The following is a 23,572-nucleotide window of genomic DNA, read 5'->3' on the forward strand; positions in this document are numbered from 1 at the left end:
GTCGTAGCATGTGCCGATGTTTGATTTCCGCCGTGCGACAGTCTGTTCGAGTGCCTAACGTTATCGATGTGTCAGGCCCGCGTTCGCCGCGCAGCGGCCCGGCACGCGGTGTGCCCGCCGACCTTGTCCCTACCCTTGGTCGGCGGGCACACCGCACCCTGTTCGAATTTCGGCGCTAGCTCTGGTCCGGGCGGGTGCCGTGGTTGCCCCAGGTGAGGCCCACTGTGGCCCATTCGGTCTCCCAGAGTCGCGAGCGCCTGCGGTCGAGTGCGCGTCGCAGTAGGGCATAGCAGCTACCGCAGCAGACGAGCACCGCCAACACTGCGCCGGTGGTGATGAGGACGGCCTTGCTCAGCGCCCGGGTTTCCGAGGGCGGATGGGTGACCCTTCCCGCACTGTCGAGCCAAACCTTGACGGTGCCACCGGTTTTCACTATTCCGGTCGCCTGATAGTCGCTGGTGTGAGTGGTGCCGTCAGGATCGCGCCAGGTCACCTTCGCGGGCGTCATCGGCGCATACAGCGGCGTCTTGCCGACCTCGACGACTGTCGCATCGACCTGGTGCAGCTGCGCCGCCTCCGCTTGCGCGACACGGGTTTCGGTCTCGTAGACCCGGCCGCCGATAGTCATGACCGCCACCGGAACGACGATGATGAACAACAGCAGCAATAGCGCGCCCGCCACCGATTGGAGGCGATCTTCCCATCTGCGCATCGGATTACGATCCAACCCGACGCGCCGGCAAGTCCGACGGACTGCATTCGCTCGCACCGGCCGTGCGGTCATGACGGTGCCTCCTCGTGGTGGATATCGCTGGTCAGCCCGGCGAGAGTGGCGAAGAACCCTTCGATGAGCTCGGGCAGGCTACTGGGATCCGTGCCGAAGGCCCAAGCCTGCAACGCCGCGATGAGCATTCCGGAGCCCACCGCGACGGCCGCGGCCGGACGTAGATCGGATATCGGATCTGTACCCATGCGCGCGGCGATGATGCGCACCGATTCCTGTTGCCCCGCAAGACGGATGCGCTGATAGCCCGCGAACAGTGCGGGCTCGTCGTCGAAGCGCTGGAACAGCTCCCAGCGGCGCACAAGCAGTTCCGCACGCGGGCCACTGTATTCGGCATCCAACCAGTCATGAATGGCATTGCGATAAGCCGCCAGCGGCGGCTCATCGAGCGGCCTGGCGCACAACGCGTCGTTGAACAGGTGCACATCCTGGTCGAGATCGGCGAGCACTGCCTCTTCGATCGACGAGAAGTGCCGACTGAACGTCCGCCTCGTCACACCGGCGCGCACCGCGATGTCCTCCACCGCCACCGAGTCGAGCCCCCGCTCGGTGAGCAAATCGAAGGCAGCAGCCGACAGAGCCGCCCGACTGCGCCTCGTGCGCAGCCTCCGGCCATCCAGGTCGACACCATCGTCGCCAGCCATATGCACAGTTTAGCAGCTAATTGTCCCATAGGGACAATAGTTGGCTCAGCTGTCGCAGAGATCCAGTTCCCGTCCCCGGCCGTTGGCCGGGCCCGACGTTTGCCCACCGAGCCGACGACCATCCCGGCGGCCCTCCCGCCAGTCGTGATGAACGCGGGTTGCCGAACAGGACAGGCCCCGGAGCGGGCTGACGACTGCCACACCTGCCGATTGCTTGTCGTAACATCGTCCAACTCCCCTCGGGCGGAACTGTGAGCTGCCCAGGAAGCCTGGAGCATCACTCGGTCGCAGATTCCGCCACGGATACCGTCTCCAGGGATGACAAGGTCGAAAGGCGGCATCCGGCATGGCCGGCACGAGCGACAAGCTGGAGCACCCGCGCGGCGTCCCGGCGATTGCAGCGGAGCCGGCTGGGGATGGCGAGGCGGGCGCAGAACGGCATTCTCAGCAGGTGGGAACGCGTTCGAGCGTTGGCGGATGTGGACAGCTTCGTGGAGGTCGGGGCGTCGGTCCGGCAGTCTTCGAAAGAGGCCGCGTATGGCGACGGGGTGGTCGCGGGCACCGGCGGATCGCTGGTCGGCCGGTAGTGGTTGTCGCTCATGATCAGACCGTGTTCGGCGGGTCCGTCGGTGAGATGTTCGGCGCAAAGCAGCTCGGTGCGGACACCGGCCTGGCGGTGCCCACCGCGCGGAACGCGGCGATGGGTGCGGTCGGCATCGTCGGCAAGCGCAAAATGGCCCAAGTCCCCGCCGACCAGCGGTCCGCCGTGCGAGACTTCATGATCAATAACTACAACGCAACCGTCGCCACACCTCATGGATCGCCGCCGAACGCGGCTGTATCGACGCCGTCATCGAACCCGCCCGCACCCAACTGGACATTCGGCACGCGCTGCGGCTGCTCAGGGAGAGGAAGCCGGAGCCGAACCACACCCTCGCAAGCACAACCTGTTCCCGATGTGAGACCGCGGTGCCGGACCCGCAAGTGTCCGGCACCGCCCGCCAGAATTGCACGTAGTTGATTACCGATGTCATCGATGTAGTCGCCGAATTCGCGATCGCCCGCACAGCGGTGTGGGATCTGTTGCTGGATCCGCAAACCTATCCACGAATATTCGAAGGCGTCGGCGCCTGCGAGCCGTTGGAGACCGTCGCAGGCCATCCAGTACTGCTGGTGCGGGTCGGTTCGGCCGAGGCCGGCATCCGTTCCCACACCATGCAATTGATCGTGGGTCAGGAACTGGAGAGCTTCGAACTCCGTTTCCCGATGCTCGGCAGCTTCGCCTCGGTGCGGCTGCGTGACGAGCACGGGCAGACCAGGATCTGTGTCACCTATTTCGCGCCGGGCCGAGTGCATCCGCATCTGGCCGAGCTGACCAATGCCGCGATCGTCGATTGGACGAACGCCGGCCTGCGATTGCTCGCCGACCTCGTCCGCGCCGCGCCGACGTCGGTGATCATCAACGGCGAGAACTCACCCATGCGGCTCAGAGTCGGTGTCGCGAAACAGATCATGACCTCGGGGGTAGGTCGCACCTATCGACCGGACACGGCGTGGCGGCAGCTGCGCCGGCTGGCCGAATGGGGATTCAACCTGGCCGGTGGCTACGCCGCCGCGGCCGTGCAGTCCCCGCACCGTGCGGCGGTCATCGACTGCCGCGGGAAGCGCACCTTCGCCGAGATGCACGAACGCACCCAGGCCTTGGCCGCCGCGATGGCGGCAGTCGGACTGACCGCGGGAGACGCGGTCGGGCTGCTGGCGCGCAATCACGCGGGAATGGTCGAAACCATGGTCGCCGCAGGCAAGCTCGGTATCGATGCCGTGCTGCTGAACACCGGGCTGCCCGCTCGGCGGATCGAGGAGATCGTGCAGCGCGACAAGCTGTCTGCGTTGTTCGTGGACGCCGAATTCGATCCGCTCGTCCAGTATCTACACGCCGACATCCCCCGCTACACCACCGACGGCACCCCGCCGACGCCGAACGGAACCACGATCGATGATCTGATAGCACAAGGCCACAAGGACTTTCGTAAGCCGACGCAACCGGGAAAACTGGTCGTACTCACTTCGGGCACCTCCGGCACACCGAAGGGCGCGCGCCGCCCACACCCGAAGGGCTTCGGTACCATCGCCGCCCTGCTGTCCCGGATTCCGTTCCGAATGAACGACACCATGCTCATCCCGGCCCCGCTCTTCCACACCTGGGGCATCGCGGCACTGCAGATGAGCACGCCACTGCGCGCAACGGTGGTGCTGCCGGAACATTTCGACGCCGAGGAGTGCCTGCGCCTGATCGCCGAGCATCGCGTGACGACGTTGATCGCCGTGCCGATCATGGTGCATCGCATCCTCGAGTTGCCCGCACCCGTGCGCGCTCGCTACGACACCTCCAGCCTGCGGGTCGTTGCCAGTTGCGGAGCGCCGCTCACGGCGGCGACGGTGCTGAATTTCATGGACACCTTCGGCGACATCCTCTACAACGTCTACGGCTCGACAGAGGTCTCCTGGGCAACCATCGCCGACCCGGACGATCTGCGGACCGCGCCGACCACCGCGGGCCGACCACCGCTCGGCACCAAGATCGGCGTCCTCGGGCCCGACCGGAAACCGCTACCGGTCGGCGCTACCGGGCACATCTTCGTCGGCAATCACATGTTGTTCGACGGCTACGTCAATGCCGCACCTCCCAGCGAGGCCGACGGCATGCTCGACACCGGCGATCTCGGCTACCTCGATGCCACGGGGCGGCTGTTCATCGCGGGCCGCGACGACGAGATGATCATTTCCGGCGGCGAGAACGTCTTCCCACGGCCGGTCGAGGAGGCGCTTTCCCATCTCCCTCAGGTCAGCGAGGTGGCGGTGGTCGGCGTTCCGGATCACGAATACGGCCAGCGGCTGGCCGCCTTCGTGGTGAAAAGGGAAGGCGCGGGCCTGGATTCGGACATGGTGCGCAGCTACATTCGACACCGGCTCAGCCGCTTCTCGGTGCCGCGCGATGTCACCTTTCTCAACGACCTGCCCCGCGGCGAGACCGGGAAGATCCTCAAACGGCTGCTGGGCGCACCGGACGCGAACGAGGCGACGTAGGCGCACTGCGGTTACTGCTGATCGCCGGTGTCCGACGGCCGATCAACAGTACGTGGCATCCGCTCGCGCAGCGCTTCGAGCAGGCCGATGGTGTATTCGGGCGGCGCGGCGTGCACCGACAGCACGTTCACCACCCGGAGATAGGCATCGAGATCGGCTCGTTTATCCAGGTACAGGGCGCTGGTCAACTGCTGGAGGTAGACGATGTCGGGCAGGTCGGGCTCCGCGAACCGCAGCATGGTGAACGCACCGTCCGCGATCGCAGGTCCGCCGACATGATCGGCGAGCACCTGGACGCTGATATGCGGCTGCGCGGCGAGCTGGACCAGGTGATCCAACTGCCCACGCCACACCGTCGAACCGCCGATCGGGCGCCGCAAGGCCGCCTCGTCGACTGTCACCCAGAACTGCGGCGGGTCACGGCGCGCCAGAATCTCTTGTCGACGCATGCGCAACGCCACCCGTCGTTCGATCGCGTCGTCCCGCTCGTCCGGATGTGCGAGCGTCAGCAGGGCGCGGGCGTAGTCGGCGGTCTGCAACAGTTCGGGCACCGCCCGCGGCTCATAGCACCGAATCAGCCGTGCCGCCTGTTCCAGGCCGAGATAGGTGTCGAACCATTTGGGCAACCAGTCGGTGTCCCGGTGCCACCAGCCCGATGCGCTGGCCTGCTGCGCCAGCTCGATGAATTCCGCCAATTCCTCGGGATCGGTGACTCCGTAGAAGGCGAGCAGATCGACGAGATCGCGCTGCCGGAAGCCGACCCGGCCCAGCTCTAGTCGGCTGATCTTCGAATGTGATCCGCGGATGGCCTCGCCCGCGTCCTCACGGCTGATCCCGCACGCTTCACGCAGCCGGCGCATGCGGCCGCCGAGAATCATGCGCAGCACCGTGGGTCCGCCGTCGGCAGCCACTCTTCCGGCAAACGGGGCGCCATCCCCTTCTCGTAGCTCCGAAGCAGGCATGCTCCGAGTCTGCCATGTCACGACCGTGACTTTCTACGGCCAAAGTGCCTCAATCACACAGATATTCGTGCCCATGCACATGCATCCGAGGCACCTCGAACGCACCGGCCACGCGCCGGTCACCACGCGATTCCATCGTGAGGATCCCACGCACATCTCCGGTCGTACCCGGCATCGCACAATTCCAGGATGATTGCCTCTTGATCGGCGTGTCGGACGAAACGCTGCCCGATCTCGTCACCTACTGTCGCGGATCAGCGCAGCAGCACCTCTGCCGTCGCGCGCCCGAACAGCTTCCTGCCGCCGGAAGTCGCGGTGAGGGCGACGATCGCCGCACGGCGATCGGGATCGAGCGACTTGATCCGACCACGGAACTCGATCCGGCTGTGCTCGGCCTGCGCGACCGGCGCGAACCCGGCGAACCGCACACCGTATTCGGTGACCGCGGCCGGATCGCCCAGCCATTCGGTGAGATACCCCGCGCCGAGGCCCATGGTCAGCAGTCCGTGCGACACCACATTGGGTAGGCCCGCGGCGCGAGCTACCGGGTCGCTGAAATGGATCGGATTCGAATCACCCGATACCCCCGCGTAATTCACCAGATCGCCACGGGTCAGTGACACGACGCGGGCGGGCAGTTCCACACCGACCCGCAGCTGATCGAAAGTGGGGACACTGCACCGCTCCCGCGCCTGCGCCCCATCGGCCGGTTCTCCGCGCAGGTCGTCGAAGCATTCGACAAGTCCCGGATCTGCTGTCGGGAAGGTGCGCCGCTGCGCCGTGCCGAGTCGATCGGCAAGCGCCTGGCCGGTCATGATGACGCCGTCGACCGCCGTCGCGAGGTCGGGCGCGACCTCGGTGCCCGTCCGTGCCACGACCGTGGTGCACGCGGTCTGCAACAGCTCCTTGTGCTGGTTGGTCAGGACATTCTTGGTCACCATGAAGTCGTTGTCGCCGAACTGCCGAAACGACTCGATGAACGAATCGCAGCGCAACTGGTCACCCGCGACAAGCGGCCGATGCATACGGATGGTCTGTTCGGTCTGCAGGACCTGGCTGATGTCGTATCCGGTGATCACCGATTCGAACATCTTGCGCTGCATCAGCAGCCAGACGATCGACGGAAACGTGAGCGGTGCGATCAGCCCGTCGTAACCCAACTCCCACGCCGCCGATTCCTGCGAGTGCGCTGGGTGACAGTCCTGCACAGCGCGGGCGAATTCGCGGATCTTCTCCCGCCCGACCTCGTAGTAGTCGGTCATTCGATAATGGCGGCCGACCAGGGCCTGGGCCTGGTACGACGCCTGATCCGGCCCCACAACTGCAGTGTTGTTCATCGGCCTCCTCCGCCGATCCGGACTTGCACCACACCCGGGCCGAGTCGGCGTACCGGCACGGCAGTCAGCGCTCGCGGCGCTCGACGGAAAGTCTGGGCACCACAACAACGGATAACATGCATCACCATCACGTGTCATTAATCGCCGATTCCACGGCAATCGCAACGAGTAGGCGGGGCAGACCCGACCGAATCTCAGCATTCGTCGGGCGCAGGCACGCCCTGTAGCCGCTGATCCAGCCAGAGCATCGCCTCCGGATAGCCGAGGCCCGCGGCGATGACATGCTCACCGAGCACACTGCGATAGACCGATGGAACACCGAGGTCGCACTGCTCGTGATAGAGATTGCGAGCTCCCTCGGCCGGAATCCAGAATTCCTGCTCACCGTTGTAGATATAGAGCGGCGTCGCCGACTTCATGTCTTCCATTCTGGTCACCCGATAGATCTCCGCGGCAAGCTCGGAGTGCAGCGGGTCGGCGAAGTTCGCGGCCACATCGATCGGCAGCATGAGCACACCGGCGATCCCGAAGCCGTTGCCGCACAGGTCTTTCACCGGCGAGGTCGTCACCCACTGCGCCAGGTTGTTCATTCGCGCCAGTATCTCCGGACGTTCCCTGCCGATGGCGAAGATTGCGGCCATGAACACCCCCGAGGCGAGATTGCCGTTCATGCTGCGCGCGAGGATCTCGAAATCGGCGGGCACCCCACCCAGCGCGGCTCCGACGATCACCTCGGCCAATTCCGGCGCATAGCTGTCGATCAGCTTGACCGCGCCGTGGGTGGCGATCGCGCCGCCGGAATATCCGGTCATCGCGAACTTGCTGTCCCCGAATTCCTCCGGCCGCAGCTCGCGCACCGCGCGAATCGCGTCGAGCACGGCATGACCCGCGACATACGGCTCCGCGTAGGCCATCCAGGGGCCCTCATGGTCAGGAATGAGCACGGCGTACCCGCGCAGCACTGCTAATTGTGTTGTCGGTGGAATGAAATCGGTGAAGCTGGTCTTCGTCGAGAATCCGTGCGCGAGGCTGTAGCCGGGCGTGCAGTCACGCCCGAGGGCATCGATGGGCAGGTTGTCGACCACCACAGGCCTGCCGCCAAGTCCCGCCCACGCGGTGGTCGGCACAACCAGCGTCGCCGTCGCATACGACGGCAGCCCGTGCGCGTCGGTGGTGCGGAACTTCAGCAACAACACCTGCTTGATGGGGACGACGATGAGCGGCCCTGCGGTGGGGGTGATGTCCCTGACCTCGAGCAACTGGCCCTCGCCGAAATCCTCCAGGTTCGCAGGCCACGCGTCGAAAAGGGGATCACCGACCGGTGCAGGCAGCACGGCGCGCCGCAGCGCGGCGAGCGCGGGCGTCAGACCTGTGGCCGACGGCATCGGGTCAGGTTGGGGCGACAGCGCGACCGGGACCGGAGGCGGGGGCACCACCCGGTCGATCCATTCCTGCAAGCCGGGCAGGAGTGAGCCGTTCTGCGGAATCGACAGCTCGGGCAGCCTCGAAAGATCTGATAGCGCAGGCGGTGCGGTCGGTTCGGGCGAAGGCTCAGCGGCCGCGGGCCCGATGGCCGGCGGGCCCACCAGCAACAGAGCGAAGACCAAGGCACGCAAACATCTCATGACACACCCTCTGCGTGCGACGTCGGTTGCCCTGGTGCTGGAGAGGACGGGACTCTCGACCCCGAAATGCCCCCTGTCGCACCGGGGCTCGAGAAGTCAGGCTAACCCGCCGTGCATGGTCCGAGATTCCGCTGTGCCCGAGTTGTGTGTGTCATGTCGCCATATCGCAACAACCGGGCCGAAGGCGATTCGGTGGAATCGCCTTCGGCCCGTTGGTATCCAGCGGGGTCCTCAGCAGTTGCTGGGTGCAGGCTCCCCCTGAAAACGCGCGTTCAGCCAGCTCAGCGCCGCCGGGATGCCGAGCACCGCCGCAGTCAGATGATCGGGCACCGGCGTCACTTGTGCCTCCACCCGCGCCCCCGCCGCACACCAGCGACGGTCGGTGTTGGTGATCGCGTCGACCGGGATGAGCCCATCGATCGGCGAGTGCCATTCGAAGACCGGCGCTTTCGGCACGCCGTCGTAGAGTTCGAGGCTGTTCTCCTCCACCACCGCGCGGGCGTCGCCGTCCTCGATCATCGACGTCGTTTTCGCGAAGTCCATCGCGCCATGTCCGGCACCCGCGGCCAGGATGTCATTGGTGCAGCTGTTGGCCATGGCCGCGCGGGCGGCGAGCCCACGGTCGTTCAGCTGGTCACTGAGCGGAAACCGGTCGGGGTACTCGCGCTCCAGACCGAGCCCGGCGGCCAACGCAAGCCCGAACGCCGGATGCGAACCGAGGCCGAGCGCCTCCAGCATCTTCACCAGGTTCATGGGCACCCCGCCCATGGCCGCGCCGACGATGTCGAGTTCGGGCGCATACCGTGGCGCCAGTGCGGCCGCCCATGCCGTGGCCATGCCACCGCCGGAGTAGCCGACCATGCCCACCTGGCTCTTCTCCACCTGGAGCTCGGATACCTGCTTGACGGCGCGGACACCGTCCAGGGTGATCTGACCACCCAATTTCGCCGCGCCATAGGCGAACTGGGGCCCGAGGTGATCGGGCAGCGCGACCGTCCAACCCTGCTGCAGCAAAACATTCCACGCCGGCGCCTCACGCACGATCAGATTCGGATCGTCGGTGTAGAGCACCCGTGAGACCGAGCATTCTGCGCCGAGACCGTTGATAATGTGCTGATAGGACAGCAGCGGGCCGTCTTTCTTGTGCCCGCGCGGCGTCAGCACCGTGGTGGTCGCCGCGATCGGCTTGCTCTGGGAGTTGGTCGACCGGAACCGCACCACCGTCACGGTGGTGTCCGGGAAGATCGGCAGTGGCGGCATCGTGCGGGTGGCGATGACGTCGCCGGGCTTCATGTCCGCCAGATTCGCGGGGATCGCATAAAACGGATCCGGATCCGCCGCCGGGTAGATCGGTGCGCTGTGACCGGTCCCCGCCACCGCAACCACCATCAGAAGACCGGCGGCCATCGCACCGACTGTGCGCACCACCCCCCTGCCGGATCTCAACTTGCTCATAGAACGTAGGGCCTGCCTCATCGACGATCCTCCAGATGGGTCCAGCGTTGTGACCATCGTTTACAACAACGGACCACAGTTACATATTTGGAGCGAAACATTTTGACAACTCACAAGTTTCGCGTGATCGGTCTGTGACGATAGTGCATCTGCCCTGGTGAGCAGGCCCTATAGCCCGGCATCCACCCTGTGAGATGTCCAACAGCCAGGCTCACCATATTCCCCACAATGGTGGGGACCTACCGTCTCATTACCAGCGTTGTTGCCGCGCTGGTGGCGGAAGGAGACAGTGGCATGGACGGCACTGCGCGAAAACTGACCGAGCGGGAGTACGCCCAAGAGCCACCCACCCGTCGGATCACCGTCTACTTCGATGGACCGACACCCGACCACGCTCTGATCCTCGAATACGCGGCCACCCACGCCGAGGCCGGGGAGTTCACCTCCGCCGCGGCGCAGGCCGGTCTGGTGGTCACCGTGGACAACAAGGTGCGACCCGAACTTCGGCCGCTGCCGTGCCGTTCACTGTGGCACTGAGAATCGGCGGCACCCTGACCTCGCTCTCACCGCGCCCGGTCTGACCTTCCATCGGAATCGCCCACCACGATCACAGGTGCGCGCCGGCAGATGCCGCACCGGCGAGCCTTGGCTACCCTCGGTGGCGATGGCCATGCGCAGGAACGACAGTGACCCAGTGAACACGATTCCGTCCTATTCGGACAGCCGCCGACCGCGCCCGTCGATGCAGTCCGGCGCGGCACTTCTGCTCGGCACCACCCTGCTGCTCGCGATCAGCGGTTGCACAACCGATCGGCCGGTGTCGCCGGCAGCCACGACGGTCGACCCACCCGCCGTGACGACCACCATCGCCGCCAGCGCGACAGCGATCTCGACGTCATCCGCCGCGACTCCCACCATCGATCCCTATGCTGATCAAGCACTGATCGACCACATCGAGTGGGCAGCAGGCATCGATGGCCCGCGGCTGCTCGTCTTCCCGACACCGGCCGGACGGCACACCACGTTTCCCGGCTCCGAGGACCGCGCCTGGCAGGAAGTGCTCGCGCAGTCCGCGGCGGCCGATACACCCGGCATGCGCGACCAGTTCGTGTGCCACTGGAATTGGGCCCGCATGATGGCACCGAACAAACCGAGTTGGAATCTCGAACCGTGGCGTCCAGCGCTCGACTATCAGGCCATCGTCCAAGCCGGTTGCAACCCGGGCGGACCCGAACGCTGATCACCGCGCCGAATATCGCGCGCCACCGACCGGAGAGGACCACCCCATGCGCGTCGTCATCGCAGGCGGACACGGAAAGATCGCACTGCTGCTCGCCGAATTGCTGACCGAACGCGGCGACAAGGTCGGCTGCTTGATCCGCACTCCGGAGCAGGCAGCCGACATCGCCGCCACCGGCGCGCGCGCCGTGGTGATCGACCTCGAACATGCCGCGCTCGGCGACGTTGCCGCAGCCATACACGGCTACGACGCGGTCGTATTCGCCGCGGGCGCGGGCCCGGGCAGCAGTGCAGAGCGCAAGTACACCGTCGACAAGGGCGGTTCGGTCCTGCTCGCCACCGCCGCCGAGCAGGCCGGCGTGCGGCGTTTCGTCCAGATCTCCACAATGGGTGCCGCAGCGCCGCCCGCGGCGGGCAGCGATGAGATCTGGGCGGCCTACATCGATGCCAAAACCCAGGCCGAAGACGACCTGCGTGCCCGCGAACTGGACTGGACGATCCTGCGCCCAGGCCGCCTCCTCGACGTTCCCGCCACCGGCCTCGTGACTCTCGGTCCGCGGCCGCTGCCGCGGGGCACCATCCCGCGCGCCGATGTCGCCACAGTCCTGGCGGGAATTCTGCACGCCCCGCAGACCGCGGGAGCGACACTCGAACTGATCTCAGGCGCCATTCCGGTGGCCTCCGCGATCAAAAATTTAGATAACCAGTCGGTCGCCGAGGGCGGTACCACCCCGACCGATTGACGTGTGCACGTCCCCGATTGGAGTCTGTCACTGTGTTCAGCCGCATCGTGTCCATGAAGATCCGGCCCGGCTCGCGCTCCGAATTTCTGGCCGCCGTCGGCCGCAGCGCCGCCGCATCGGTGCGTGATGAGCCGGGTTGCCTCCGGTTCGATGTCTGTGCCGACCGCGTCGATCCGCACCGGTTCTTCCTGTACCAGGTATATGTCGACGACGAGGCGGCCGAAGCACATCGATTCACCGAGCATTTCATTGCGTGGCGCAGCGCTGCAGACCGATATATCGAGCCGGGCACCCAGGTTCACTACAGCACCGATGTCCTCGTCAACGCCAACTGAGCCGCCCGACGAAACGCGCTTGCGCCACGCGTTCGCGGGCGGTTAGCAGACACGAAATCGCCTCTGCGCATACGCAATCGATCGTGCAGATGTACTTGCATCTGAAAGGCACACCGACCTAAACTCAGTCCCGCAACGCTATATAGGGGACAACCAGGGGAGGCCGCGTGAGCGAGCCAAGGGCCAATGTCGCCGTGGGTTTGCTGCCGCCAGACGTCAGGGGCGTTCTAATGGACCAACCACTTCACGGCGGCCGGCTCGGAATAGCCGAGGCCGCACTGGCCGACCAGCCAGCGAACGGTACAAATATGAGCACACCGTCGTCACGATCGGGCCAGCGGCCTGCCGCACTCACGCGGGAGACTGCCGTCGCGTTCGTGATCCACGCCGTCGAATCCACCGGCGCGGCCACCCGCCACGATTTCGACATCGACCGGATCGTCACCACCGCACATGCGATGGCCGACGACTGGGATCTCGAGGTTTTGCAGCCGGACGCGTTCTGGCGCATCGCCTCCACTTTTATCAAGCAGTGAGGTAGCGCGCGCTCGCGCAGGCACCGAATACTGTTGTGCCACTGTGCGATACCGAGCGCCCCCCTGCGCTTGCGGTGTTGTGCGCCCATCATGCGCCCGCCGCGTCTCGAGGTGTGCGACACCCCGAACGCACGCGCTTATCCCATACCGAGCGGACGCTGCGCCCCACTGATCCCGCAGACATCTGTGCTCCACGAGCGCGCCGACACCACTTTATCGATCTGCGAAGCCAGATCGCTCAACCAGCGACTCCCCCGATCGGGCACCAGCCGGTATGACCGCACACAAAACGGGCGCGATCGAATGACACCCGGGTCCGACGGCGAACCGCCGGACCTCACTCCCCTTGGGCGTACTCCCGGAGAATCTCCACCGACTTCTCTGGACGCTCGGACTGCACACTCAGTCGGTCCATGACCGACAGGTACAGCGCCAGATCTTGCCGACGATCCAGGTACAGCGCACTGGTGAGGTGCTCGAGGTAGACGATATCGGGTAGCTCGGGCTCGGCGAAGCGCAGAATGCTGAACGAGCTGCCTGCCGCCGCGTGCTCCCCTGCCGCGTATGGCAATACCTGTATCGTGACGTTGGGTAGTTCCGAGAGCTTGATGAGATGTTCCATCTGGTCACGCTGGACGCGCGCGCCGCCGACCGGCCGGTGCAGCGCGGCCTCATCGATCACCGCCCACACGACGGGGGGATCCTGCCGGAACAAGATCTCTTTCCTGCGCTGACGCACTGCGACCCGCCGATCCATGTCGGCGTCCTCATAACCGAGGGAGACGACGGCCCTGGCATATTCGGGAGTCTGCAACAGTCCAGGAATCAAATTCGCCTCGTAGGTGCGAATCTTGTTGGCCGCCTGCTCCAAACCCAGGTAGGTGCCGAACCAGGACGGCAGCAGATCGTTGTAGCGATGCCACCAGCCCGGTTCGTTCGCCTGTCTGGCCAGGTCCAGGAATCGCTCCCGCTCCACGGGGTCGTCGACGCCATAGAGGGTCAGCAAATCTCGGATGTCGCGTTCTTTGAAGCCGGTGCGGCCCAGCTCGAGCCGGCTGATCTTGGCGTGCGAACCACGGATGGCGTCGCCCGCGGCCTCCCGGGTGATACTGGCCTTCTCCCGGAGTTTGCGCAATTGGCCGCCCAGTGCGATCCGAAGCACAGTCGGACCACGTTCAGCGACAACCGATTGCACACGACCGTCGTCATCGGGTTCTGCGATCATGAAGTCATCTCCGATACTCGGGTTTGACGACAGTGTGTCACAAACACCCCAGTTCGAAACACACCGCACCGACCGCCAATGTTACCGCTCAGCTAGTCAGATCGTCGAACTCGCCGGCCTTCGCGCCGCGAACGAATGCATCGATCTCTGGACGGGTGTAGAAGAGGACTCCGCCCTCCGGGTCCCTCGAGTTCCGAACGGCCACCAGGTTATTGGTCGCCTCTGCCACTTCGACGCAGTTCCCGCTCGGGTTGCTGAACGAGCTCTTGCGCCAGCTGCCATCGATCTTGTTCGTAGATGTATCCGACATTTCCCCACTCCTCGGTTACGCCAGTGGATCAACTCGAGTCAGTTCTTGCAGATGCACTCTCAAACGTTCTTGCATCTGCACTGACAACGGGGACGATAGCACGATGTTCACCCCCCGTGCCTACTATTTCGGACCCCGCGGTCCGCTCGGCACGAGCGCCCGATCCGACCTGCGAAATACCGTGCTCAGCTCGCCGATCCCGACCGTCTCCTTGGCCCGAATCTTGTACTGTCACAGTGCACATCGGATGTACCAGTCATTAGCGACACCCGCCGCGCCAGCTCGCCCCGCGTGCCGCACCTGCTTTGCTGAGGAGCCCCCACTCATGCCCGACGACCACAGCCCATTGATCCGCACCGACATTCCCCATTCGGCGCGAATCTGGAACTACTGGATGGGCGGCAAGGACTACTACGAAATCGATCAGATAGCCGGTGACGCCGGCGTCGAAGTCGACCCCGACATCACCACCATGGCCGTACAGTCCAGGCAGTTCCTGATCCGTGCCGTGCGCTACCTCGCCGGCGAGCAGGGGATCCGCCAGTTCTTGGACATCGGCACCGGCCTGCCGACCATGCAGAACACCCACGAGGTCGCACAGAGCGTCATCCCCGAAGCGAAAATCGTTTACGTCGATAATGATCCGCTGGTGCTGACACACGCCAGGGCACTGCTGACCAGCACCTCGGACGAGGGCGTGACGACCTACGTCGACTCCGACTTCCACAACCCGGAGCAGATCGTCTCCGACGCGAAGAACGTGCTGAACTTCAACGAGCCGATCGGCGTCATGTTCATGGGCGTGCTCGGCCACGCCAAGACTTATGACGAACTACTGCGGATCGTGCACACGGTGCTCGACGCCGTGCCATCGGGCAGTTACCTCGTCATGTGGGACGGCACCGACGACAGCCCGGCCTACGTCACGTTATGCGAGAACTACACCGGCACCGGCGGCGATCCCTACACGCCGCGGCCGAAGGCCGAAATCCAGGCTGTCTTCGAAGGTCTCGAGTTGGTCGAGCCAGGTTTCGTCTCCATCACGGAGTGGCGGGCAGGCGACACCGAGGTCGGCGATATTCGGCCCATCTCCGCGTACGGCGCAGTCGCCCGCAAGCCATAGTCGGCACGACAACAGTTCGACACCGGCGGTCCTGGGCCATGTGCCAAGGACCGCCGGTGTTTTCATTCGTCGTTCGTGCAAATGTACTTGCATCTGTAAGCGACAACCGCCTAAACTCGGAGCCACAATCCGGGAGGCACGCAGGGAGTTCGCGCCGGCGCGATCAGCCTCCTCATCTCATATGTGAGGGGCGGTCGATGAGTCAGCCATTCCGGACTCCCCACCGGGTCGCGATTGCCGGCGCCACCGGGATCGAATTGTTGCGGCCACGTGCAGTTCCCGACTTCACACCACCGGATTGCGCCACCGAGCCGCGCGCCCTCACCTACCGACTGGCCCGCGAAATCCTGCACCTTCACGACGTTCATGGACCACAGTGCAGGCAGTGGCTCGCCGCGGCCGCCTACCTATCCGCCGGACTCGACGACGAATAGTCACCGCATCGGTTGGCGCGCAATAAAAAACAGACCGGCCGCTCTTATTTTATCGGCGCTAATTCCACGCGACGATCACTCGAACACCTCCGCCACGACGCCGATACTTTCCGGCATCGCAGTGCGACGGGATTTCGCCCCGGACACACGCGGTGCCCGACAACGGATCTCACGGATCCCTACCCACATTCATCACAATTTCGTATAGTGATGCATACGATTCGGGCTCAGTTCGATTACGCCCGATGTGGTACTGGAGCGACGCGTATGACCTTTTCGACGCTGGATCTGTCCATCAACACGCCTGACACGGCGTTGGAAATCGGCGGGCAACCGGCGTCGGTTCCGTTGCAGAACACCGATCGGGTGGCCTCGCGCATGGTGGGCTACTTCGCCACCTGCATGGCCCCCTGCCGCACGCTGCCCGGCGAGCAACTGCGCGGTGACGTCACCAAACTGACCCGCAGCTGTCTGGCGCTCGCCGCCGAAATGTTCGACAAGCGCGCGGCACCCGGCGACGAGCAGCTCGACGAGGTCCGCGAGGCCACGGCGCAATGGGCACGCGAAGCGGTGCCGCTCGGCACCATCTTGCGCGCCTACCACGAGGGACTCCGGATCGCGTTCGGTCTCGTGACCGCGCGGGCCAAGGCCGATGATGTCGACGAGCTGCTCGTCGCCACCGATCTGATGCTCGAGCTGCTCGAAGCGATCACCGCCGCGGTGTCGGACGCCTATGTCGACGAGCAGCACCTCGTCGCGCGCGAACATCAAACCGCGGCACAGACATTGGCCTCGGCACTGCTCAGCGGACGCAGCAGCTCCGCACTGGCACGACAGGCAGGTATCCCCATTGCCGAGTCGTATCAGGTAGTGGCCCTGTCGATTCCGGAACATCCGGACGAGCGCGACCTTCGGGTCGACGCGCAGGTCGCAGCACGCCGCAAGCTACGCCGATTGCAGTCGGCGTTGGCCACCGTTTTCGACTCCCGCGTCCTGGCGTTGCTCAGCACCAAGGGCGGCACACTGCTGGTCCCGGTCGATGAGGGCGCGGTGATCCTCACCGACGAAGTACTCGCATTGCTCACCGAGGCCGCGGCGGTGCCGCTCACCGCGACGCCGGTCATGGGCGACACCGAGCAGATCCCGGAGGCCGCCGAGCAGGCGCACGAGCTACTCAACCTGGTCCGGGTGGCCGGACGTGCACCCGGCCTGTACCAGATGGCCGACCTGGCCGTGGAGTACCAGCTCACCCGCGGCGGCCCCGCGACCCGGCGGATCGCCACCATTCTCGATCCGCTGGATGCGCACCCCGAATTGTTCGACACGATGCGCGCCTATCTCGGCAACGACATGAACCGCCAGTTGACCGCGAAGCAGCTGTATGTCCACCCGAACACCGTCGACTATCGCCTGCGCCGCATCGCCCAGCTCACCACCATCGACCTGGCCACCTCGGCGGGTATCTCCCAGGCAGCGATCGCGCTGTTGGCCCGCGATCTCGACCGCAGCCACGGGCGTCGTCTGTAGGCTCACAAGCCCAGCTCGAGACCTTGTCGCGACCTGATGCGGATTTGTGCTGGTCACGCGGTCGCGAACGAGAGATCCTTAGAACTGCCGCGACATATGGATGGTGGAAATATGCGAATTGCGGAGATCTTGCGTAGAAAAGGCACCGAGGTGGCCACCGTGCCGCCCGATACGACGGTGCGCAACCTGCTCGCCGCGCTGGCCGAATACAACATCGGAGCGGTGGTGGTATCGCCGGACGGCAGCCGTATCGCTGGCATCGTCTCCGAACGCGATGTGGTCCGGAGCCTGCACGCACGCGGCGCGGACCTGCTGGACACCCAGGTATCGGAGATCATGACCGCCGATGTGCGCACCTGCGCACCGGACGACCTGGTCGACGGACTGCGCAGCACCATGACCGAGCACCGGATCAGGCATCTTCCCGTCGTGCACGACGGGAAGCTGATCGGCATCGTCAGCATCGGCGACGTAGTCAAGAGCGCGATCTCCGAACTCGCCAACGAACGCGAACATCTCGTCGAATACCTTCAGGGCAGATACTGAACGATCGCCGCGCCCATGGCGCGTGAAAGACGTTGTGTGCGAGAAACCTTCGAGCGCAGTTCGCGGAGTGCGTATCGTTGGTGTCGTTCAGCGATTCTCGGAAGGGAGCGACACGTTGCGTTCACCCGCGTCCGGGTCGCACCTCACCCGGCCTACGGCCTCCCGGCCGCCGGTGCTGGAGCCGCCGATCTCCCCGTCCGCCAGCGCGCGCCGGCTCTTCCCCGCCCTCGCCGAATCCACCGCGATCTACCTCGACAGCGCCGCAACTACACAGAAGCCGCTGCCGGTCATCGACGCCATCCACCGGTACCACAGTTCGCGCACCGCCAACGCCGGTCGCGGTACCTACCCGTGGGCAACCAGTCTGACCGGGCAGATCACCAGGATACGGGCGCGTACCGCGGCGTTCATCGCCGCCGAACACCCCGACGAAGTCGTTTTCACCGGCGGCGCGACCGCCGCGCTCAACGCCGTCGCACTATCGTGGGGCCTCGGCGCGCTGGAGGACGGCGACGAAATTCTGTACAGCCCAAGCGATCATGCCTCCAATGTCCACCCATGGCACCATCTGCGCCGAGTGCTCGCCCGGTTCGGTCGCCACATCGAGTTGGTCCCCTATCGGGTGACCGAACTCGGTGAGGCGGACACCGACGACATCCTGGCCAAGCTCACCCCGCGCACCCGGTTGATCACCACCAGTCACCTGCATCACGTCTTCGGCGGACTGACCACCCTGGAGGAACTGCGCGGCAAGCTGGATCCCTCGGTAGTGCTCTGTTTCGACTGCAGCCAGAGCGGCGGGCACCTGCCGGTGGACGTGACCGAACTCGGCGCCGACTTTGCGGTGTTCGCCGCGCACAAGATGTTCGGCGCACCGGGGACCGGAATTCTGTACTGCCACCGTCGAATCCACGATCAGCTGCTGCCGTTCCTCCCCGGTGGCAATTCCGGAGTCGAACTCACCGACGCCGGGCTCGTCCCGACCGGCATGCCGGACCTGCTGGAGGGCGGCACCCAGAACATCCCGGGCATCCTTGCACTCGGCAGTGCATTGGAAGTCCTCGAGTCTCTCGATATCGCAGCGATAGCCGAGCACAATCGCCAGCTCACGCTGCGCCTGATCGCAAATCTGCGCCAGGTGCCCGGCCTGGAATTCCTGCCAGGGCCTGCGCACGCGCCATGTGGGATCGGCTATGGGATCCTGTCGTTCACCCTCGCCGGAATCTCCGCCACCGACCTCGGATTCGTGCTCAGCGAGCTGGGTTTCCTCGTGCGCACCGGCACCCACTGCACACCGGGCGCCACGGCCGACGATGCCGACGATTCGGTTCGGGTCAGCACACACATCTACAACACGCTCGAGGAGATAGACCGCTTCACGGAATGTGTCATGACCATCGCCATGGAGGTCCGATGAGTATCGACGGCTCCCCGCGCTACGATCGGCGGGCCGCTTCCCGAGTGCTGGCCGGACTTGCGCAGCCCGGATTGTTCACAACGCCCATCCCGGTCCCCGCGGCCCGCAGGTTCGAATACACCTGTGCCGCACTGCGTCCCGAACCGAACAGTCATCTCACCTTTTCGCAGCGGCTGTACCTGGAGCGGTTCATGCGTCCGTGCCGCCCCTCCCAGATCACCAGCGCCACACATCGGATCGCCTGGACCGACAGCGACGGTATCCCCAATACCGGCTACTTCCGATCCGACGGGCTCGGGCCGCTCGTTCCGATCGCCATGCGCGAGACGGTGCTGACGCTCTGGCACGCGTTGGCCGCGAATTCGGCTCTCGCCGAACGCATCAGCGCACTCGGCCCGCGCGAGCACGCGGTGCTGGCGGCCACCACCACCGATCATGAGCCCATGGACATCCTTCGCGTGGGCATCGAAGCGACCGGGCGGGCTTTGGCCCAGCACGCGCTGCTCGCCCGGCAGACGCCATATCGCAGCGCGACCGAATTCGCGGAAGGAATGCGCGATTCCGGGCTCTTCGCTGCGGTCGCGACCCGTTGGTACTGGGAGCTGCAAGCCTCGACCTATCGGCGCGGAATGATTCCGGTGACCCTGGCCACCCAGCCCGACGGGACCGTGCGCTACACCGCGGACAGCGTGGCGATGCTGCGCGCGATGAAGGACTCGACCATCGAGGATGCGCACAACGTCATGCGGCGTGCCACCAGGGTGGAGGGGTTGAGCGTCGAAGACGCGATCGCCAAGTACCACGACGATCTCGACCTCATCTCCCGTCAGTACGCACTGTCGCCGTCCAACACCCGGCCCGCCTGCCTTGCCGCGATGCCACACCACCTCGGCGGCGGCCACTACACCCTGTTGCCGCTGGTAGTGGACCAGTTCGTGACCGTCTTCGGATGGCTCGCCGGGCGCTGCGAGATCACCGAGGTGAGCGCCGAGCTCGATGAGCTGACCGCCGACGGCGAGGCGACCGCCGAAGACCAGGTGTTCTATGTGCCGGACATGAACTGCAAGCACTGTGTTCGCACGATCACCGGGGTGCTGGAGTCGATGGGGATCAAGGTCCTCGACATCGATCTGATCAGCAAACGGGTCGTCGCGGAATTCCGTAGCCCGCGCAATCGGGCGCGCGCATTCGAGGCCATTCGCGACGGCGGATACAACCCGGCGGCAGACAAGCCCGCGGCGATCGATACCTCGACAACCGCCCCGTCGGAGACCGCGGTATGACGGCGCCGCTCCCGGCGCTCCCAGCGAAGATCCACCCGCTGGTGCGCGCCTTCCTGGACTCACGCGGCGCCGTCGAAGCGACGGTCACCCGCTTCGGCTCCCCGGTCCACCTGGTGTTCCCGCAGGTCTACGCCGAGAACCTCACACGATTCAGCGCCGTCCTAGACCTGCAGGTGCCGCACTACCGAATCTGCTACGCGCACAAGGTGAATCAGTCGCGGGCGTTCGTCCGGACAGCCGAGCATGCGGGCGTTGCCATCGATGTCGCCTCACCGCAGGAGCTGGGCAGCGCGATCGCAGGGGGTTTCGATGCGACGCGCATCGAGGTGACCGGACCCAAAGGCGAAGCATTCCTACGGGAACTGATCGACTGCGGCGTCACCATCAATGTGGACAATCTGTGGGAGCTGGGCCGAATTGCGGAACTGGCGGGCAGCAGTACGACAGTGCCGGTACTGCTGCGTGTTTCCGGTTTCGACGCGGCATCGTCGAGCCGGTTCGGCGTGCCGCTCGCGCACGTCGAGCGCGCCTTCGATCTATTGGCGACCAGTCGCAGCCGAATCACTTTCCTCGGCTTCGCTTTTCATATCGACTCGGGTGAGCCGGCAGAACGCATCAGAGCCATCGATGCCTGCCTGGGGTTGGTCGAGCGAGCCTACGACCACGGTCTGACACCGTCTGTGCTGAATATCGGTGGCGGCTTCCGTCAGGTCTTCACCGCCGACGCGGACCGCTTCGACGGCTATGTGCTCGCGCTACGCGAGGCACTGCTCGGCCGTGGCGCGCAGATGAGCTGGGGGAACAATACTTTCGGTTATCACGTCGACGGCGGTACGGTGCACGGTATTCCGGTATTCCACAAGTACGCCAATACCGTGCCCGCGACCACGATGCTCGCCGACCTGCTCGCCGCGCCACTGGAGCGCCACGGTGGGCGCACCGTGGCGCAGGTCGCCGGAGACAATATGCTCGAATTGTGGCTGGAGCCCGGCAAGGCCCTGGTCGATCATGCCGGCGTGACGGTGGCGAAGGTCGAGTTCGTCAAGGAACTCGCCGACGGCACCGTGGTGGTCAATCTCGACATCAGCCGTGACCTGGTGACGCCGGCGGATCAAGAGGTCATGGTCGACCCCATCGTGCTGTCCGGTAACGCCCACAGCCCGGATGCGCACGTCGGCCACGCTACGGTGACCCCGCTGCACACTGCGGGCGACACGGCACCGCATCCAAGGCCCGAATCCGGCCCGGTGGCGGTGTATTTCGCCGGTCGGCTGTGCTTGGAACGCGATCTCATCACCGCTCACAAGGTCTGGCTACCGCACCGACCGCAGCCGGGCGACCTCGTGATCTTCCCCAATACCGGCGCCTATCACATGGATCTTTCGGCGGCGACAGCCTCGATGCATCCGGTGCCGATGAAGCTAGCCGTCACCCACCGCGCGGGCAGCTACCAGGCGTGCCGCGACGTCGATTACGAACCGCCCGTGCCGGTCGGACTGCCTCCGGACCGGTCTGCCGAACGCGGTCCGCACCGACCGCCGGTGCTGCGCCACGCCTCTCACGCCGACAACGATGGAGCGCCGTAATGCGCTATGACCACATCACCGAACTCATCGGGAACACTCCGCTGCTGCGCCTCGATCCTGCCGTGCATGGACTCGAGAACGTCGAGCTGTACGCGAAGCTGGAGTCGCACAATCCTTTCGGCTCGGTCAAGGACCGGGTGGCATGGGGCATGATTCGCGACGATCTCGACGAGATCCGGGCGAACAGCCAGACCCTCATCGAGGCGTCCAGCGGCAATACGGCCAAGGCACTGCGGATACTCGGCGCGGTGTACGGCGTCGGGCTGCGCGCAGTCACCAACCGGATCAAAGTCACCGAGGTGCGAGAGCTGTTGCAGCTGTTCGGCACCGACATCGTCGAGCTGCCCGGACTGTCCGAGTGCCCGGACCCGACGACACCGAACGATGTGTATTCGGTCATCGAGGCGACGATGGCCAAGGATCCCGAGGCGTACTACCACGCCTCGCAGTACACGAACGAGAAGAACATCGAGGCCCATCACCACGGGACCGGCCGCGAAATCCACGAGGACCTCGCCGCCGACGGCATCACCCGTGTCGACTACCTCATCGGCGGTCTCGGCACCACAGGATCCACCCGCGGCACCGCCACCTACCTGCGCAAACACAATCCCGAATTACGCACCATCGCGGTGGTCTCCGACCGGACCGACTTCATCCCCGGCATCCGCTCGGAGAGCGAAATGTGGGACGTCGGTCTATTCCGACCCGACTTCTACGACCGTATCGTCACCGTCGACGCCCTGAGTGCCGTCGACGCGACGCTGCGCCTGGCCACCGGCTACGGCATTCTCGCAGGCCCGACCAGTGGCGCCAGTTATGCCGCGGCACTCGAAACCTTGCGCGCCGCAGCGGCTTCCACCAGCAATGGGCCCGTCGTCGCCGTTTTCATCGTCTGCGATCGCCTGGAACCGTACCTGTCCTATATCAAGAAGCGCAGGCCGCATCTCTTCGACCGCACCGAACGCAGACCGCAGCCCACCGCGACCGACTTGGCCGCGACGCCGGCACTGTCCCCCGACGAGCTCACCGATCTCGATCGCACCGCCCGACCGACCATCGTCGACACCCGAGGGGCTATGGCCTACCGCATCGGCCACGTCCCCGGCGCCATCAACATTCGTGACGACCAACTCGACGACATGTTCACCCACGGTATCCCTTTCCCTCGCTCCCGCCCCGTCGTCTTCGTGTGCCCCGTCGGCGAGCTCTCGCTAAGATTCGCCGCCACCGCTCGCACCGCCGGCTTCGACGCCTGCAGTCTGGCAGGCGGCATCGTCGCCTGGCGCGACGCCGGCCTACCCATGGAACGCGGAGTCTGAGCCCGCGGGCACTGTCGGATCGCACCGGCCACTTTCCGGACACCTGGGCAGC

The 23,572-nt window shown here is 65.3% G+C and carries 23 protein-coding genes; 15 read left to right on the forward strand and 8 right to left on the reverse strand.

All coding sequences use genetic code 11. The annotated features are described in order from the left end of the window. Nucleotides 1–175: 175 nt before the first annotated feature. On the reverse strand, nt 176–712 hold the full coding sequence (locus AB0M74_RS03015) for a hypothetical protein (RefSeq protein WP_364900964.1): 537 nt from the start codon (nt 710–712) through the stop codon (nt 176–178). Between the two features lie 68 nt (nt 713–780). Beyond that, on the reverse strand, nt 781–1,428 hold the full coding sequence (locus AB0M74_RS03020) for a TetR/AcrR family transcriptional regulator (RefSeq protein ID WP_364900967.1): 648 nt from the start codon (nt 1,426–1,428) through the stop codon (nt 781–783). Nucleotides 1,429–1,844: 416 nt separating this feature from the next. Here AB0M74_RS03020 and AB0M74_RS03025 point away from each other — a divergent pair, with 416 nt between their 5' ends. After that, nucleotides 1,845–2,015: a hypothetical protein gene (locus AB0M74_RS03025; RefSeq protein WP_364900969.1), complete on the forward strand. Its 171-nt coding sequence runs from the start codon at nt 1,845–1,847 to the stop codon at nt 2,013–2,015. Between the two features lie 430 nt (nt 2,016–2,445). Further along, nucleotides 2,446–4,515, forward strand: coding sequence for an AMP-binding protein (locus AB0M74_RS03030; protein WP_364900972.1), 2,070 nt, complete (start codon nt 2,446–2,448; stop codon nt 4,513–4,515). A gap of 11 nt (nt 4,516–4,526) precedes the next feature. Here the strand turns inward: AB0M74_RS03030 and AB0M74_RS03035 are convergent, their stop codons facing one another. From AB0M74_RS03035 to AB0M74_RS03050, 4 genes are all read right to left on the reverse strand, one after another. Next, nucleotides 4,527–5,477, reverse strand: coding sequence for a helix-turn-helix transcriptional regulator (locus AB0M74_RS03035; RefSeq protein ID WP_364900975.1), 951 nt, complete (start codon nt 5,475–5,477; stop codon nt 4,527–4,529). A 254-nt stretch (nt 5,478–5,731) separates the two neighbouring features. Next, complete coding sequence (locus tag AB0M74_RS03040; protein WP_364900978.1) at nt 5,732–6,814, reverse strand: fused (3R)-hydroxyacyl-ACP dehydratase subunits HadA/HadB; 1,083 nt, start codon at nt 6,812–6,814, stop codon at nt 5,732–5,734. Between the two features lie 194 nt (nt 6,815–7,008). Continuing rightward, entirely contained in the window at nt 7,009–8,439 is a 1,431-nt protein-coding gene (locus tag AB0M74_RS03045) for a lipase family protein (protein WP_364900980.1), read from the reverse strand. A 231-nt stretch (nt 8,440–8,670) separates the two neighbouring features. Then, nucleotides 8,671–9,846: a lipase family protein gene (locus AB0M74_RS03050; RefSeq protein ID WP_364900983.1), complete on the reverse strand. Its 1,176-nt coding sequence runs from the start codon at nt 9,844–9,846 to the stop codon at nt 8,671–8,673. Between the two features lie 276 nt (nt 9,847–10,122). Here AB0M74_RS03050 and AB0M74_RS03055 point away from each other — a divergent pair, with 276 nt between their 5' ends. The 5 genes from AB0M74_RS03055 to AB0M74_RS03075 all read left to right on the forward strand — a co-directional run bounded on the left by AB0M74_RS03055 (nt 10,123) and on the right by AB0M74_RS03075 (nt 12,747). Continuing rightward, complete coding sequence (locus tag AB0M74_RS03055) at nt 10,123–10,431, forward strand: hypothetical protein (protein ID WP_364900986.1); 309 nt, start codon at nt 10,123–10,125, stop codon at nt 10,429–10,431. Between the two features lie 127 nt (nt 10,432–10,558). Then, nucleotides 10,559–11,134 carry a DUF2599 domain-containing protein gene (locus AB0M74_RS03060; protein ID WP_364900988.1) on the forward strand — a complete coding sequence of 192 codons (576 nt, stop codon included), beginning with the start codon at nt 10,559–10,561 and terminating at the stop codon, nt 11,132–11,134. A gap of 46 nt (nt 11,135–11,180) precedes the next feature. Beyond that, nucleotides 11,181–11,876 (forward strand): SDR family oxidoreductase, encoded by a 696-nt coding sequence (locus AB0M74_RS03065; RefSeq protein WP_364900990.1) that lies wholly within the window; start codon nt 11,181–11,183, stop codon nt 11,874–11,876. Between the two features lie 32 nt (nt 11,877–11,908). Continuing rightward, nucleotides 11,909–12,211 (forward strand): putative quinol monooxygenase, encoded by a 303-nt coding sequence (locus AB0M74_RS03070; RefSeq protein ID WP_364900993.1) that lies wholly within the window; start codon nt 11,909–11,911, stop codon nt 12,209–12,211. A gap of 308 nt (nt 12,212–12,519) precedes the next feature. Continuing rightward, nucleotides 12,520–12,747 carry a hypothetical protein gene (locus tag AB0M74_RS03075; protein WP_364900996.1) on the forward strand — a complete coding sequence of 76 codons (228 nt, stop codon included), beginning with the start codon at nt 12,520–12,522 and terminating at the stop codon, nt 12,745–12,747. Between the two features lie 337 nt (nt 12,748–13,084). On the opposite strand, the gene AB0M74_RS03080 is transcribed toward AB0M74_RS03075, so the two are convergent. Then, complete coding sequence (locus AB0M74_RS03080; protein ID WP_364900999.1) at nt 13,085–13,972, reverse strand: helix-turn-helix transcriptional regulator; 888 nt, start codon at nt 13,970–13,972, stop codon at nt 13,085–13,087. Nucleotides 13,973–14,060: 88 nt separating this feature from the next. After that, complete coding sequence (locus tag AB0M74_RS03085) at nt 14,061–14,282, reverse strand: DUF397 domain-containing protein (RefSeq protein WP_364901002.1); 222 nt, start codon at nt 14,280–14,282, stop codon at nt 14,061–14,063. Between the two features lie 325 nt (nt 14,283–14,607). Between AB0M74_RS03085 and AB0M74_RS03090 the strand changes: the two genes are divergently transcribed. The 8 genes from AB0M74_RS03090 (at nt 14,608) to AB0M74_RS03125 (ending at nt 23,520) form a co-directional block, all read left to right on the forward strand. Further along, nucleotides 14,608–15,405, forward strand: a complete 798-nt coding sequence (locus AB0M74_RS03090; protein WP_364901005.1) for an SAM-dependent methyltransferase — start codon at nt 14,608–14,610, stop codon at nt 15,403–15,405. A 197-nt stretch (nt 15,406–15,602) separates the two neighbouring features. Further along, nucleotides 15,603–15,839, forward strand: a complete 237-nt coding sequence (locus AB0M74_RS03095) for a hypothetical protein (protein WP_364901008.1) — start codon at nt 15,603–15,605, stop codon at nt 15,837–15,839. Between the two features lie 267 nt (nt 15,840–16,106). Beyond that, nucleotides 16,107–17,366, forward strand: coding sequence for a helix-turn-helix domain-containing protein (locus tag AB0M74_RS03100; RefSeq protein ID WP_364901011.1), 1,260 nt, complete (start codon nt 16,107–16,109; stop codon nt 17,364–17,366). A 111-nt stretch (nt 17,367–17,477) separates the two neighbouring features. Next, nucleotides 17,478–17,912, forward strand: a complete 435-nt coding sequence (locus tag AB0M74_RS03105; protein ID WP_364901014.1) for a CBS domain-containing protein — start codon at nt 17,478–17,480, stop codon at nt 17,910–17,912. Nucleotides 17,913–18,027: 115 nt separating this feature from the next. Beyond that, nucleotides 18,028–19,329 carry an aminotransferase class V-fold PLP-dependent enzyme gene (locus AB0M74_RS03110; RefSeq protein WP_364901017.1) on the forward strand — a complete coding sequence of 434 codons (1,302 nt, stop codon included), beginning with the start codon at nt 18,028–18,030 and terminating at the stop codon, nt 19,327–19,329. Continuing rightward, complete coding sequence (locus AB0M74_RS03115) at nt 19,326–20,612, forward strand: heavy-metal-associated domain-containing protein (RefSeq protein WP_364901019.1); 1,287 nt, start codon at nt 19,326–19,328, stop codon at nt 20,610–20,612. Before AB0M74_RS03110 ends, AB0M74_RS03115 begins: the two co-directional genes overlap by 4 nt. After that, nucleotides 20,609–22,198 (forward strand): decarboxylase, encoded by a 1,590-nt coding sequence (locus tag AB0M74_RS03120; protein ID WP_364901022.1) that lies wholly within the window; start codon nt 20,609–20,611, stop codon nt 22,196–22,198. Before AB0M74_RS03115 ends, AB0M74_RS03120 begins: the two co-directional genes overlap by 4 nt. Further along, nucleotides 22,198–23,520: a pyridoxal-phosphate dependent enzyme gene (locus AB0M74_RS03125; protein ID WP_364901025.1), complete on the forward strand. Its 1,323-nt coding sequence runs from the start codon at nt 22,198–22,200 to the stop codon at nt 23,518–23,520. Before AB0M74_RS03120 ends, AB0M74_RS03125 begins: the two co-directional genes overlap by 1 nt. Nucleotides 23,521–23,572: the final 52 nt, after the last annotated feature.

The organism is Nocardia sp. NPDC051463 (assembly GCF_040681975.1).
In the GTDB taxonomy this organism is placed as follows: Bacteria; Actinomycetota; Actinomycetes; order Mycobacteriales; family Mycobacteriaceae; genus Nocardia.